Genomic DNA, 14,485 nt, shown 5'->3' with positions numbered 1-14,485 from the left:
GGAATGACCCTATTCTGTTAAGTCATTTCGAACGCAGTGAGAAATCTTTTATTAAGATAGTCATGAATATAGACACCTTCAGAAATTATTGTCTAAGCAAAAAAGGCGTGACCGAGGATCTGCCCTTTGGCCCTGACAACCTTGTTTTTAGGGTAATGGGTAAGATGTTCTCTATAGTTTCTCTTGACGAAGTTCCCCTAAGGGCAAATCTTAAGTGTGATCCCGAGCGCGCTCTTGAACTTCGTGAAGAATATGATGGCTCCATTCTACCGGGTTACCATATGAATAAACAGCATTGGAACACACTGGTGCTGGACCACAGACTTGACCCAAAGCTGGTTTTTGAACTTATTGATCATTCCTACGAACTGGTGGCAGATAGCCTAAGTAAAAAACTGAAGAAAGAACTCGAAGATCTATAATGACAAATCCAACAGAATTTTATAACAGTCGAAGCTCAGACTATAAAGAAACCCACCGGAAACTTTCCAAGAAACTGATCTTTTCAAGCACTCTAAGGCTAATCGTTTTTCTGACCACATGCCTGGCTGTCTATTTTTTCTTCGGAAACGCGAGCATCCTTATTCCGGTAGTGATCATCCTTATAGCAGTTTTCATTTTCCTCGTTTCAAGGCACACCGATCTTAAAAAAGAAAGGGAAAAAATAAAGGCTCTTATCGAAATGAATGAAAAAGAGCTCCATATTCTTAAAACGGGAGATTTTTCTGGTCTTCCCGATGGAAGTGAATTTGATATTGAAGGCCATGAATTTAGCAGGGATATTGATCTTTTCGGAAGAAAATCATTCTTTCAGTACCTAAACCGTACAGCACTTCAGGAAGGAAAGGCAAGACTTTCGAGGATCCTTCTAGCCAACAGGATTGACAGGATTAAGCGAAAACAGGAGGCGGTAAAAGAACTTGCCGCAAAAGCTGACTGGAGGCAGAATTATACTGCGACGGCCAGACTGGTGAAAACCGAAACCGATTCTCAGACCATTATGCACTGGATAAGGAATTATAAGAGTTTTGTTCCTAAATATATGAGATGGTTCCCAAACGTATTTACAATTTTATCGGTAGTGGTATTCCTGGCTTATTATTTTGATCAGATCGGTTTTTCTCAGTTACTGCTCTGGTTCCTTATAGGGGTTATGGTCACCGGATTTTATCTGAAAAAAATAAATGAGCTTTCTTCCAGCGTAAGTAAAGTTCAGGACACCTTTCAGCAATATCACCAGTTACTGGCATTCATAGAAAATGAAGAGTTCGAGTCAGAACTTATGATCAAACTTAAGGATTCCATAAAATCAGAATCGAAAAAGGCTTCGGTAATACTCCGTGAATTCTCCAAAGCCATCGATGCACTGGATCAGAGGAACAACCTTCTTTTTGGGATTTTCGCCAACGGATTTTTCCTCTGGGACCTGAGACAGTGCTACCGCTTCGAGAAATGGATAGAACACCATCACACCGCTGTGGAACACTGGTTTGAAGCAGTAGAAAGAACAGATGCCTATAACAGTCTTGGGAATTTCGCCTTCAATCACCCACATTATCATTTTCCTGAAATACTTTCGGAAAAGAAAGGAATAAAAGCTAAAAATCTTGGACATCCCCTCCTAGATATAAAGAAGCGGGTAAATAATGATTTTGAGATCAACGGCGAACAGTTCTTTATAATTACCGGTGCGAACATGGCTGGAAAAAGTACCTTTTTGAGAACCGTAGCCCTTCAGATCGTCATGTCTAACATAGGTCTTCCGGTTTGCGCGGAAAGCTGCGGCTATTCACCGATCAAACTCATTACCAGTATGCGTACCAGTGATTCGCTGGGAGATGACGAATCTTACTTCTTTTCAGAATTAAAAAGGCTGAAATTCATTGTAGACAAAATAGAAAAAGAAAACTATTTTATCATTCTTGATGAGATCCTTAAGGGTACGAATAGTACTGACAAAGCGATCGGGTCCAAGAAATTCGTTCAGCGACTCGTTGGTAGCAGATCTACGGGTATCATCGCTACTCACGATCTTAGCCTCTGCGAGATAAGTGAAGAACTGGAACAGGTCAAGAATTTCTATTTTGATGCCGAAATCGTAAACGATGAACTTCATTTTGACTATCATCTCAAGACCGGCATTTGCAGGAATATGAATGCTTCTTTTTTGCTCAGGAAAATGAAAATCGTGGAGGAGTGAGATTCCTTCACTTCACTCGGAATTACAAAAGGGTCACTGCGAAGGAGCATCACGACTGAAGCAGTCTCTCAATAAGACCTTATATTTGCCAGATATGGACTCATTATCCCAGATCGTATTAGGAGCTGCCGTAGGTGAAGTGGTGCTCGGCAAAAAGGCGGGCAACAAAGCCATGCTTTATGGTGCCATCGCCGGGACTATCCCGGACCTGGATACCTTTGTCGGGAATTTTTTCGATACTATTACAGCTATAGAGATGCACCGGGGATTCTCACATTCCATTGTCTTTTGCTTGATTTTCGCGCCTATTTTTGGATGGATCATTTCAAAGATCGAAAGCAATAAGGAAGTAGGTTGGAAAAACTGGTCGTGGCTTATGTTCTGGGGCCTATTCACCCATCCGTTACTGGATGCTCACACCACGTGGGGAACGCAGCTGTTCTGGCCGTTTGATATAAGGCTGGCGTACAAGAATATTTTTGTAATAGACCCCTTGTACACCATTCCATTCCTGGTTTTCCTGATCATGGCTATGCGAAGAAAAAGGACCGATCCAAAACGAAAAAAGTACAACAGGCTCGGAATAATAGTAAGCTGTATTTACTTATTGATCATCACCCCCTCCCTTAAATTTTATACTTATCAGAAATTCGAAAAGGCGCTCGAAGATCAGCAGGTAGATTATCAGAGAATGGACACACGCCCAACTCCGCTGAATGCCATTCTATGGTCAGCAAATATCGAAACCGAAGATGAATTCCTTATTGGAGACTTTTCTGTGTTTGACACTAAACCTATCGAATTTCAGCATGTCCCGAAAAATTATGATCTGGCAGGAGCGTGGAGCAACAATGAAAACCTGCATCGGCTTATACAGATAAGTAAGGGCTGGTATACTTTATCTGAAGAGAAAGGAGAGCTGTATTTTAACGACCTGCGTTTTGGAAAAATGGATATTACAAACCCCGACGCTCCATTTGTCTTTAGCTATAAACTTTCAGAAGAGCACGGTGAACTGGTAGCAACAGAAACCGAAAAAGAAGTGGAGGATGCAAAAGAGCTTCTTCCCAGGCTATGGAACCGCATTCTCGGCAATTAATTATCTTTAGGGAAAAATCCGTGTATGCGTTCCCTTTTTATCGTTTTTAGCCTTTTCTTATTCTTCATCACCCCCCTCTCATCCCAGAATGAAGCAAAAGACCTGAAGAAAATCATTAAAACCTATGAAGATCATAAGCCTTTTAAACGTTCGGAACATCCTTTAGGCCTTTACACCAAGGTCCATTATGAGAAAGAAGCAGAATTTGCTGAAGGACTTCTTGGACAACTCAATAAACTTGAGCTTTCAGAATTATCTGACTCCCAGCAAATATCTGCAACCCTTCTAAAATATGATCTCATACATACCATAAAAACATATGAATATGAGGCCTATTTGAATCCGCTGCTTTCAGACGCAGGTTTTCATTTAAGCCTGAATTATCATATAAGGGATCTTAATTCTTATGACCAGGTAAAAGCTTATCTGAATAAACTAAATGCTATCCCCGAATACGTTGATCAGCATTTCGCTTTACTGAGAGAAGGTCTGGAAAAAGGGATCACACAGCCACTTGTAATCTTTCAGGGATACGAAAACACTTATGACAGCCAGATCGTAAATGATTATAAAAAGAGTTATTTCTATAAACCATTTGAACAACTTCCACCCACCCTTACGGCACAGCAAAAGGATTCGGTACGGGAGGCGGCGAAGAAAGCTATTACCAACAATGTTATCCCGCAATTCAAAAGGATCAAGAAATTCTTCGAAACCGAATATTTCCCAAAAACGAGAAAATCTCTTGGAGCATCAGAACTTCCAGATGGAGAGGAATATTATGATTATCTGCTGGAGTATTACACCACTCTGGATATGACAGCAGATGAGATTCATCAGATAGGACTCTCGGAAGTGGAAAGGATCAATTCTGAAATGAAAGAGGTAATGAGCGCAACCGGGTTTGAAGGCAGTTTTGCTGAATTTTTCGATTTCCTTAGAACCGATGAACAGTTTTATGCAGAGACTCCCGAGGAACTTCTCATGTTCGCAAGAGATATCGCCAAACGTATTGACGCGAGGCTTCCTGCATTTTTTAAAAAACTACCACGAAAGCCATATGGAGTGGCTGAAGTCCCTGCAGCAATCGCACCGAAATATACCACCGGCAGGTACATTGGTGCGTCAAATGATACAGATCCCGGCTATTATTGGGTGAACACCTATGACCTGCCTAGCCGACCTTTATATGTACTTCCCTCCCTTACTGCACACGAGGCGGTCCCGGGGCATCACCTTCAGATCTCACTGAACAATGAACTGGGAGATCGTATTCCGGAATTCCGAAGGAATTTCTATATCTCAGCCTTTGGAGAAGGCTGGGGATTATACTCTGAATTTCTGGCCGAAGAAATGGGCATTTACAGGAACCCGTATGAAGTCTTTGGAAAACTCACATACGAACAATGGCGCGCATGCCGACTGGTTGTTGATACGGGAATTCATTCCAAAGGCTGGACCCGCGAAAGGGCTGTCGATTTTATGAAAAGGAACACAGCACTTTCAATACACGAGATCAATACTGAAGTAGACCGTTATATTTCGTGGCCGGGACAGGCGGTTTCCTATAAGATTGGAGAACTAAAGATCAGGGAGTTGAGAAAAAAGGCCGAGGCCGCATTAGGCCCAAATTTCGATATCAGGAAATTTCATGAAGTCATCCTTGAAGAGGGAGTGGTCACTTTACCGATCCTGGAAAAGCGTGTGATGGCTTATATCAGAAGCGAAAGTTAGGACTAAAACCAGGCATTTCAGAATTAAACCATAATTTCAGAAAAAGAGGAAAAACCTTTAGACTATCTTTGTGGCCTGATTCAGCAAAAATGAAAATAGAAGAAAGCCTAAGGCAAAGAAGTGACTCCACCTGTGAACTTTGTAGTAAATCTGATAATCTCAATATTTTTGAAGTTCCGGAATCTCCCTCAGAAGGCCTGGAAAGCAGTATTCTTATTTGTGACACCTGCGAGGAACAAATAGGAGATCCTGAAAAAGTGGATGCTAATCACTGGCGATGTCTAAACGATAGTATGTGGAGCCCGGTCCCGGCGGTTCAGGTAATGGCATGGAGAATGCTAACTAAGTTAAAGGCTGAAGGCTGGCCACAGGATCTTCTGGATATGATGTATATGGAAGAAGATGTACAGGAATGGGCCAAAGCCGGAATTAAGGAAGAAGTAACCGAAAATAGCCCGGTACATAAGGACAGTAATGGAGCCGTGATCGAAGCTGGTGATACGGTCGTACTAATCAAGGACCTTAATGTAAAAGGATCAAGCCTCACCGCTAAGCGCGGCACTGCTGTGAGAAGAGTTTCTCTGGTTCATGACAATCCTGAACAAATTGAAGGTAAAGTTGAGGGGCAGCAGATCGTGATACTTACCAAATTTGTAAAAAAAGTATGAGTTCTCAATTGAGAATTGATATTCTATTGTGAGATTCCTTCACTTCGTTCGGAATGACTAACAAAATGACTTTAATGTAGAATTCCGTCAAGCTGTTCCGATAGCTATCGGAATCGTTTCAGCTTCTACATCTAAAGATCCTGAAATCAAAGATTCGACGAAGTCAAATAAATTCGGGGTGATGTGAACCATTTTAAGGTCATTTCGAAGGAGAAAAGCGACTGAGAAATTTCCTGAATCAAATTATTTAATAATAGATTTCTCCATACGTTCGAAGTGACCATTAAATAAAAAAGCGCGGCCAATGGTCGCGCTTTTTATAATTAGTAAGACAGGAGTTACTGAACCTCAGCAGGTTCCTCCTCGTTTTTCGTTTCAGTTTGTTTTGCTAAATAACTATATTCTTTAGCATAATCCATCATCTGCTCTTCAAAAGATTCCGGCTGGGTCACTTTGATTGCCGTGATCTCGCCATTCTCATTCGTCTCAGGAACGAGTACCGGATTTACGAATCCGCTGTAAGGAGCCGATTTAAAGGCTTCATTTCTCTTAAGCACTTCTTTATGAAGCTCCTGATCAACTTTTACCCCGTAATTTTCTACTAGATTCTTAGCCGCTTCATAATCTCCTTCAGATTTGATCCTTTGAGTCTCTCTTAAAAGCTGACCAAAAAGTTCTCTAAGTTTCTGATAATCCTTTATATCATAATAGGTTTTACCATCTTTCTGTACCTTTTCGATTACTCCTTCTTCCTTACCTTTTTCAAAAACCCAGGCGCTCACCCACTGGCGGTTTCTCATATGCGCTTCCTCGATATCAGCTCCCTGCTCTATTCTCACCAACTGGGTCATCAATCCGTTTCTGATATAATCGTTATAGGCTGCTTTTCCAAGCTTTTCAACATCATCAGTAAGTCCAAGCTCTTCAAGCTTAGGATCCATCAGATAATAAAGTCCCACAAGATCGGCACGGCCTTCTTCCAGGGTTGAAGCATAGCTCTTCAGAGTTTCCTTGGTAGTTCCCACACCTTGGTTCAACTGGCCAGAAGCGTGACCCACCACTTCGTGAAGGGCGGTATGAAGTTTATCAGCTTGTTTACCGTACTCTTCAGACAGAGCTATCTCTTCCTCATCATGAGCAAATTCTTTCAGCTTTTCTGATCCACCCGCATTTTCATAAGCATTGATAATATTTCCAAGAGAAACAGATTTACTTCCGTGAGCTTTTCTTATCCAACTTGAATTAGGTAGATTCACCCCTATGGGTGTACTTGGAGAAGCGTCTCCGGCCTCACCCGCCACGATCACCGTCTTATAAGTCACTCCGACCACAGAATCCTTTTTGTGCTCATCCATGATAGGTGAATTATCCTCAAACCATTGAACATTCTTCTCAACGACGCTCATCTTTTCAGACATATCAAAATCCTTGATCTGAACTATGGTTTCATAAGATCCGGTATATCCCATAGGATCATTATATACTTCAATAAAACTGTTGATATAATCAATATTCCCATCGGTGGCTTCTACCCAGGCAACATTATAGTCATCCCAGGTTTGAAGGTCCCCTGTCTTGTAATATTCTATAAGAAGTCCCAGTGCGTTTGCCTGCTTTTCGTTTTCGGCAACAGCTTTGGCTTTTTCAAGCCAGAAAACGATCTTATCTATTGCATCGCCATAAAGCCCACCACTTTTATATACTTTTTCAACTAATTCACCATTCTCTTTAACCAGTTTGGTATTAATTCCAAAGGCAAGAGGCTTCTCGGGATTTGGAGATTTTTTTGCCTGGTAGAATTTTGTAACTTCTTCAGCAGTTATCCCTTCCCCGTAAAAATTAACAGCTGAACCTTCCACAAGACCTTTTGATTCGTCAAGGTTCACCTTTTTCATATCCTTATCGTTAAAGATCACTTCCAAAGGCTCCCCGGTAAGTTCGGTTCCGGTAGATTCCAAAAGGCTGTTTAAATATTCCTTACTGAATCCAGGCTTCAGCTTATCATTGGAATAATGATGATGAATTCCATTTGAGAACCAAACCCTTTTCAGGTAAGTCTCAAAAGCTTCCCATTCCTCAGAAGATCTCTCACCTTCGTAGTTGGCATAGATATTTTCGAGAGCATCACGTATCTCAAGATTGTGTTTGTAATTCTGGTCCCAGATGATATCGCGCCCTGACAGACCGGCCTGGGTAAGATAATAAACCAGCTTTTGCTCCTTCAGGCTAAGATTTTCCCATCCGGGGATCTGATATCGCAGGATCTTGAGATCAGCGAACTCATCAACTTTGTATTCAAAGTTTTCGGAAGTTGCTACCTCCTTTGGCTCAGTTTCCTGTGAATCATCACAAGCCACAAATGTCATTGCCATTGCCAGCAATGCAATACTTAATATTTTCTTCATGTTTGTTAAGTTTTGGATTCCAAAAATAAGAAAACGGGGAATCAAATCTTAAAAAAATCTGATTCCCCGTTTTAGATTAATATTCCGGGGCATTTCGAAGATGTCCTGCGACTGAGAAATCTAATCCCTAATCAGATTTCTCTCCCGATTCTTCGGGAGAGAAATGACCTCGCTTAAAATTTTCGTCAAGCTGAACTTGTTTCAGCTTCTCAATTAAATATAGAGATCCTGAAACAAGTTAAGGATGACCGATTCGCTTTAATTACTTACTCATTTCAGTAAAATATTTATAGAACCATGGTATGGTCTCTATACCTTTCAGATAGTTCCAAACACCGAAGTTCTCATTTGGAGAGTGAATAGCATCGGTATCAAGGCCAAAGCCCATTAAAATAATCTTGCTTTTAAGCTCTTTTTCAAAAAGCGAAACTATGGGTATACTTCCACCGCTTCTCTGAGGTATAGGAGTCTTTCCAAAGGTCTTTTCATAGGCCTTACTGGCTGCCTGGTAACCTGTGGTATCTATTGGAGTTACATATGGATAACCACCATGATGTGGTTTCACCTCCACTCTTACTCCCTTTGGCGCTATGCTTTCAAAGTGCTCTTTGAACAGTTTGGTGATCTCTTTCCAGTCCTGAGCGGGCACCAGTCTCATGGAGATTTTCGCATAGGCCTTTGACGGGAGGACAGTTTTGGCTCCTTCACCAATATAACCTCCCCACATTCCGTTTACATCCAGTGTTGGTCTTATGGAGCCTCTTTCGAGAGTAGAGTAGCCCTTTTCACCGTAGACATCATCAATATCCAGTTTCTCCTTATATTCTTCAAGATCGAAAGGAGCCTCGGCCATCTTTTCCCTTTCTTCATCACTAAGGTTTTCCACCTTATCATAGAATCCGGGAATAGTGATATGGTTATTTTCATCGGTGAGCGATGCGATCATCTTGCTTAAAACATTCAGAGGGTTGGCAACGGCTCCACCGTAAAGTCCAGAATGCAAATCCCGGTTCGCTCCTGTCACCTCAACTTCCAAATAGGAAAGTCCACGCAGGCCGGTAGTAATAGAAGGCACATCCTTAGCGATCATTCCGGTATCGGATATAAGGATCACATCATTTTCAAGACGATCTTTATATTCTTTTATAAACCATTCCAGGTGTTCACTCCCAACTTCCTCTTCACCTTCGATCATGAATTTCACATTACAGGGAAGTTCATCATTCTTTGTCATATATTCCAGGGCTTTCACGTGCATGTACATCTGCCCTTTATCATCACAGGCGCCCCTGGCGAAGATTGCTCCCTCGGGATGGATCTTTGTTTCCTTGATCACAGGTTCAAAAGGTGGTGAATCCCAGAGATCAAGAGGATCTGGCGGCTGAACATCATAATGACCATACACCAGAACGGTAGGCAGGCTTTTATCGATGATCTTTTCGGCATAAACTACAGGATGGCCGGGCGTATTACATACTTCAGCCAGATCACAACCTGCATCGAGCAGGTTCTCTTTCACTACCTCAGCCGTTTTTAGCATGTCATTTTTATAAGCGGGATCGGCACTAATAGAAGGAATTTTCAATAGCCCCTTAAGTTCGGCCAGGAAACGTTCCTTATTATTTTCAACGTAATCTTTTATACTATCCATATAGGCTTTTTTCGAATTTTCGTAAAGTTAGGAATAATTTTTCGCGAAGCTATTTGTTATTTAAAACTTATGTTTATATTTGCATCCGCTTAGGAAAACTAAGTGACCAATTCAAAAAGGACTGCGGGTGTGGTGGAATTGGTAGACACGCTAGACTTAGGATCTAGTGCTTCACGGCGTGGGGGTTCGAGTCCCTTCACCCGCACCAGAAAAGCCGACTTTTTTAAGTCGGCTTTTTTATTTTCAAAACTTTAAGCATCTCATTTTCCACTCTCCTTAATAACTTGAAAATGAGCTTCAGGTTTTAAAAAAATCCGCTTTTAAATAAAATGGAAATAATTTCACTTTCGTCATAATTTATTCAGGCTTTTTGCGACTAAAAATACGGGATAACCCGGGTTTTAGCCTTTAAAAATTTTAGTTATGAAAACTAAGAAAAATCCAAAGGCCGATCTTGCCAAATACAGACTTATATTCGTTCAAATAGGATTAATCGTAAGCCTGGGAATCACTTATATTGGAATAGAATGGTCTTTCAAACAGGACACCGAGTATACCAATGAAAAACTTAATATAGATATGAGCATCACAGAGGCTCCCCCCGTTACTCAACTAAAGCCTCAAAATATGCCTCCACCACCTCCGCCTCCTGTACCGGAAATTATAGAAGTAATAGATGATGAACTGGAAGTTGAAGAGACGGAAATTCAGTCTACCGAGACCAGCCTAGATGACCCCATGGAGAAAGTGATACCGGTAGAGGCCATAGTTGAAGAAAAAACAGAGGAAAAAATCGAAGAAGTGCCCTTTGTTTTTATTGCCAACACCCCTGTTTATCCTGGTTGCGAGAACGAGACTGAAAATGATACTAAAAAGAAATGCATGTCTGATAAAATCCAGGAGCTGGTAAAGAAAAATTTTGATACCGATCTTGGTGCTAACCTGGGTCTTGAAGGCATTAACAGGGTAATTGTAGTTTTTAAGATAGATTATAAGGGAGATGTCACCGATATTCGTGCACGTGGGCCCCATAAGGCACTCGAGAAAGAAGCCATACGAGTGGTGAAATTAATCCCTAAAATGACCCCGGGACACCAAAGGAACAAACCGGTGAACGTATCCTATACGTTACCTATAGTCTTCAAAATTGAGCCGGGCATTTAGAAATTTTCAAAACTTCAGTTCAAAACCTCTTACTTCAATTTACTTTTGATCGAATACAAAAATCGGGGTTTTACCCCATCCCTATTTTCCCGATCATCTAATAAATTTGGGAAGACTGCTTATCTACATTGCATTTTTTCGCCCCGGTTTGCCATAATTGTGTATACAACCATTCTTTTATAAACCAAATAGTGATGAAAAATTTCAACCTAAAGCAGGTGTGCTTAATGCTCTGCCTGCTGCTGTTCTTTTCCTGCAGCAGAGAAGAGAATGATCCCATCCAATTAGAAGACCAGGTGCAGCTTAACTTTAACACCGTGATCCTGGATATGATGAATCGATCAAGCCTAAAACAGTCTATTTCTGATGTTCCTGACTGTTCTGATGACACTCCCTTTTATGTGGAATTAATTTTAATGCAGGGAGACACAGAAATGCTCGGAGATCCCAGTGCACCATTTAGAGCCGATCTGGAACCCGGACAGCTCTTCACCAGGGATACTCCCGGCCTAAAACTGCCTCCCGGCACCTATGGCCTGGATCATTTTGCAGTTTATAACGAAGCCGGAGACCTGTTGTGGCTGGCTCCAAGAATAGATGGGGACATGGCCGCCTTTTCCGATAGTCCGCTACCCATGAATATAGAACTTATGGCAGGCACCAAACCTTATATGGATATCCCGGTTATGTGCTATGACAACAGGGACGTTAACGAGTATGGGTATCTTTTCTTTGAGCTGGATGCTATTCCTTTGTTCCAGTATTGTTTCTTCGCAAATTATTGCGATGATAATGGCAGGCACTATCCTGCGAGGTATGCTGTTGAAATTAGTATAGGCGATAATATTCTTTATGAAGAAGAAATTAGTGTAACCGGCATTAATGAAGATGGAGAGTATTTTGCCGATCCTCTTTGTCTAGTTCTACCCGACCTGGAGATCTACGATGACGATGAAGAATATATAGACTACACCTTAAGACTTTTGGAATGGGAAGGAGTTTATTCCATAGAGGAAGAGATAGAAGTAAGTGGAAGTCTTAGCAGAGAAGATATCGAAGACCAGTTTAACGGAGATGAAAATGTAGAATATGAGCATGTTTTCTTTAATTGTGATGCCGGTGATTCAGAACCTCCTGAAGACCTTCCGGATATAGAGGAAGCAGCATTTTCAAATCCCACTAACATTACCAATCCATATTATGGCCCTCCAGCAGGTCATATTTATGAATATGAAGGCTACGAACTTGAAGATGGAGAACTTCCCGAAGAACCTTCTGAAGTGATCTTTATAGAAAGAAAGACCGAAACTAAAGTTGTGATGGGAGTAACCACCATCATACAGAGAGATTATGTGATGGAAGATGGTGTGATTATAGAGGATACCGATGACTGGCTCGCCCAGGATGAGGACGGAAACCTATGGTATTTTGGAGAAGACTCTAAAAATTATGATGAAGAAGGAAATTTCATCGATAATGAAGGCTCGTGGGAGGCCGGCGTAGATGGAGCCTTACCCGGTTACTGGCTTCCTGGAAATCCTTTTGTGGGTCAGATCTATTACCAGGAATGGTATGCAGGAGAAGCGGAAGATTTTGCCGAAGTGATTGCCATAGATGAAACAGTGACAACCGACCTTGGCACCTTTGAGAACGTACTGGTTACAAAAGACATCAACCCGTTTGAAGAAGATGTGTACGAACTGAAATATTATGCTCCGGGCACAGGACTGATACTCGAAGAAAAATATGAGGAAGGTGAACTTGTTGAAGTGGTTTACCTGGTTGGAATAATCGTTATAGACTAAGATTTTTTCAGTCTCATTTATAGGAACGGGCGGCATTGAACCATTGTCGCCCGTTTCAAATTTTTAAAATATTTAAAGCGGCGTATTTTTCTTATTTTGTTGACCCTAAATTAAATCATTATGAAATCCTCCCTACAATATAAAATATTGCTCCTAATAAGCCTTTCTTTCTCATTGAATGCAATTAGCCAAAAGAAAATAGATAAACTACCTAATGTGGTCTTTATCCTGGCCGATGATGTAGGCTATGCCGACCTGGGAATAGATGGAGGAACCGTACCCACTCCAAATATAGACAGTCTTGCCATGCAGGGAATGCGATTTACAGATGCTCATTCTCCCGCGGCCTTATGTGCTCCTTCACGTTTTAGTCTGCTTACCGGAAGTTATCCCTACCGCAACGGTCGTCCTGGCGGTTCATGGGACGTGAACAATAGTTCCGGTTTTAGTTTTAACGGAGACCGAACAAAAGCAGGGAGACATATCACCGTAGGAGAGATCATGCAGGATGCAGGTTATAAAACAGCCTTTTTCGGAAAAATGCATCTTGGGGGAAATGTCTATAATGAGAAAGGAGAGGTTATTCGGCAGAAAAATAAACTGAACACCATGGATTACAGCCGCGGCGTGGATGACGCCCTTAGCAACCATGGTTTCGATTACTGGCTGGGGCTGTTAAGCGGAATCCAGCATGAGCCTTATGCTTATTTCGAAAATGGCAAATACAGGCCGGCAGACCTAAGTAGCCCGGCAACCAACGAAAGTACGAGGTTACTTAAAAATGGTTTTTACCGGGTTAGCGATAACGGACTTTCGGAAATAGTTGAGGCGGGAAATGTTCCCGCACGGGGCGACGTGAATTATGACTCCAGCCAGGCAGGAATCATACTAACTAATGGAGCGGTTGAATTCATTGATCATCATGTTAAGGAAAACGAGGATAAGGGAAAAGACCAACCTTTTCTATTATACTTCGCTTCTCAAGCCATACACGTTCCCCATACTCCTCCTTTCGATTTTGACGGAGATCCTGAAACCATAGACGAACAGGTTTATGGAAAAACGGGTGCAGTTACATCAGACATGCTGTATGAACTGGACCTTCAGGTGGGGAAGATCATAGAAAAACTTAAGGAAGAAGGCATCCTCGAAAATACGCTTATTATTTTCACCAGTGATAATGGTGCACTCTGGCCGCGGGTAACCCATTATGGAGATCCCTCCCATGACAATAATGGGCCGCTTCGGGATTATAAAGCCTCGATTTATGAGGGCGGGCACCGTGTTCCCTTCATCGCCAAATGGGGAGATGGAACCGAGGCCGGCTCGGTCATAAAACCGGGAAGCGTTTCAGACCAGTTGATCGTAGGCCATGACTGGGTTGCAACCATGTATGAACTTACACAGCAGAATATGGAGGAAGACCAGGCAAAAGACAGCGCTTCATTATTGCCGATCCTTACCGGGAAGCAGCCCGAAAATGAGCCATTGCATGAATTTGTTCTTTACCAGGCCGGGTTTGCTTTTGATGGTGCCATCCGCGAAGGCGATCTTGTCCTCATGGTGGACCGTGAAAACCAGGCTACAGAACTCTATGATCTTTCAACAGATCTTGGACAGGAAAATAATCTTATAGATAAACCGGAATACGGGGAAACTGTAAAACGGCTTAAAGCGAAATTCTTAAAGTATAATGATCATGACATTGAGACCATAGAACCACGTACCACTACAGCTTTCAAGGTAAATTAATATACTT

At 41.8% G+C, this 14,485-nt stretch carries 10 protein-coding genes and 1 tRNA gene; 9 read left to right on the top strand and 2 right to left on the bottom strand.

Annotated elements, in window-relative coordinates; all coding sequences use genetic code 11:
- Positions 1 to 62 precede the first annotated feature (62 nt).
- The 5 genes from NE848_RS04685 to NE848_RS04665 all read left to right on the top strand — a co-directional run bounded on the left by NE848_RS04685 (position 63) and on the right by NE848_RS04665 (position 5,701).
- Positions 63 to 422, top strand: coding sequence for an MmcQ/YjbR family DNA-binding protein (locus NE848_RS04685; protein WP_252111065.1), 360 nt, complete (start codon positions 63 to 65; stop codon positions 420 to 422).
- Positions 422 to 2,200 (top strand): MutS-related protein, encoded by a 1,779-nt coding sequence (locus NE848_RS04680; RefSeq protein WP_252111064.1) that lies wholly within the window; start codon positions 422 to 424, stop codon positions 2,198 to 2,200. Before NE848_RS04685 ends, NE848_RS04680 begins: the two co-directional genes overlap by 1 nt.
- 94 nt (positions 2,201 to 2,294) lie before the next feature.
- On the top strand, positions 2,295 to 3,299 hold the full coding sequence (locus NE848_RS04675) for a metal-dependent hydrolase (protein WP_252111063.1): 1,005 nt from the start codon (positions 2,295 to 2,297) through the stop codon (positions 3,297 to 3,299).
- Positions 3,300 to 3,323: 24 nt separating this feature from the next.
- On the top strand, positions 3,324 to 5,033 hold the full coding sequence (locus NE848_RS04670) for a DUF885 domain-containing protein (protein ID WP_252111062.1): 1,710 nt from the start codon (positions 3,324 to 3,326) through the stop codon (positions 5,031 to 5,033).
- 89 nt (positions 5,034 to 5,122) lie between these two features.
- A complete protein-coding gene (locus NE848_RS04665; protein ID WP_252111061.1) occupies positions 5,123 to 5,701 on the top strand; it encodes a PhnA domain-containing protein in 579 nt (192 codons plus the stop codon).
- 338 nt (positions 5,702 to 6,039) lie between these two features.
- Here NE848_RS04665 and NE848_RS04660 read toward each other — a convergent pair whose 3' ends face one another.
- Complete coding sequence (locus NE848_RS04660; protein WP_252111060.1) at positions 6,040 to 8,106, bottom strand: dipeptidyl peptidase 3; 2,067 nt, start codon at positions 8,104 to 8,106, stop codon at positions 6,040 to 6,042.
- Positions 8,107 to 8,368: 262 nt separating this feature from the next.
- Complete coding sequence (locus tag NE848_RS04655; RefSeq protein WP_252111059.1) at positions 8,369 to 9,757, bottom strand: dipeptidase; 1,389 nt, start codon at positions 9,755 to 9,757, stop codon at positions 8,369 to 8,371.
- 123 nt (positions 9,758 to 9,880) lie between these two features.
- Between NE848_RS04655 and NE848_RS04650 the strand changes: the two genes are divergently transcribed.
- From NE848_RS04650 to NE848_RS04635, 4 genes are all read left to right on the top strand, one after another.
- Positions 9,881 to 9,965: transfer RNA gene (locus tag NE848_RS04650), tRNA-Leu, on the top strand.
- A 215-nt stretch (positions 9,966 to 10,180) separates the two neighbouring features.
- The gene (locus NE848_RS04645) at positions 10,181 to 10,921 is read left to right on the top strand and encodes an energy transducer TonB (protein ID WP_252111058.1); all 741 of its coding nucleotides are present in this window, start codon (positions 10,181 to 10,183) and stop codon (positions 10,919 to 10,921) included.
- 194 nt (positions 10,922 to 11,115) lie between these two features.
- Positions 11,116 to 12,726 carry a hypothetical protein gene (locus tag NE848_RS04640; protein ID WP_252111057.1) on the top strand — a complete coding sequence of 537 codons (1,611 nt, stop codon included), beginning with the start codon at positions 11,116 to 11,118 and terminating at the stop codon, positions 12,724 to 12,726.
- A gap of 120 nt (positions 12,727 to 12,846) precedes the next feature.
- Complete coding sequence (locus NE848_RS04635) at positions 12,847 to 14,478, top strand: sulfatase family protein (RefSeq protein ID WP_252111056.1); 1,632 nt, start codon at positions 12,847 to 12,849, stop codon at positions 14,476 to 14,478.
- Positions 14,479 to 14,485: the final 7 nt, after the last annotated feature.

This window comes from Gramella jeungdoensis, from assembly GCF_023805255.1.
In the GTDB taxonomy this organism is placed as follows: Bacteria; Bacteroidota; Bacteroidia; order Flavobacteriales; family Flavobacteriaceae; genus Christiangramia; species Christiangramia jeungdoensis.
Note: the sequence above shows the minus strand (reverse complement) of the source record. Positions and strands in the feature narration are given on the sequence as shown.

Excerpts from the sequence above, each read along its gene's own strand:
- NE848_RS04685 (WP_252111065.1), top strand. The coding sequence starts at position 63 with ATGAATATAGACACCTTCAGAAATTATTGTCTAAGCAAAAAAGGCGTG.
- NE848_RS04660 (WP_252111060.1), bottom strand. The coding sequence starts at position 8,106 with ATGAAGAAAATATTAAGTATTGCATTGCTGGCAATGGCAATGACATTT.
- NE848_RS04635 (WP_252111056.1), top strand. The coding sequence starts at position 12,847 with ATGAAATCCTCCCTACAATATAAAATATTGCTCCTAATAAGCCTTTCT.
- NE848_RS04680 (WP_252111064.1), top strand. The coding sequence starts at position 422 with ATGACAAATCCAACAGAATTTTATAACAGTCGAAGCTCAGACTATAAA.
- NE848_RS04640 (WP_252111057.1), top strand. The coding sequence starts at position 11,116 with ATGAAAAATTTCAACCTAAAGCAGGTGTGCTTAATGCTCTGCCTGCTG.
- NE848_RS04665 (WP_252111061.1), top strand. The coding sequence starts at position 5,123 with ATGAAAATAGAAGAAAGCCTAAGGCAAAGAAGTGACTCCACCTGTGAA.
- NE848_RS04645 (WP_252111058.1), top strand. The coding sequence starts at position 10,181 with ATGAAAACTAAGAAAAATCCAAAGGCCGATCTTGCCAAATACAGACTT.
- NE848_RS04675 (WP_252111063.1), top strand. The coding sequence starts at position 2,295 with ATGGACTCATTATCCCAGATCGTATTAGGAGCTGCCGTAGGTGAAGTG.
- NE848_RS04655 (WP_252111059.1), bottom strand. The coding sequence starts at position 9,757 with ATGGATAGTATAAAAGATTACGTTGAAAATAATAAGGAACGTTTCCTG.
- NE848_RS04670 (WP_252111062.1), top strand. The coding sequence starts at position 3,324 with ATGCGTTCCCTTTTTATCGTTTTTAGCCTTTTCTTATTCTTCATCACC.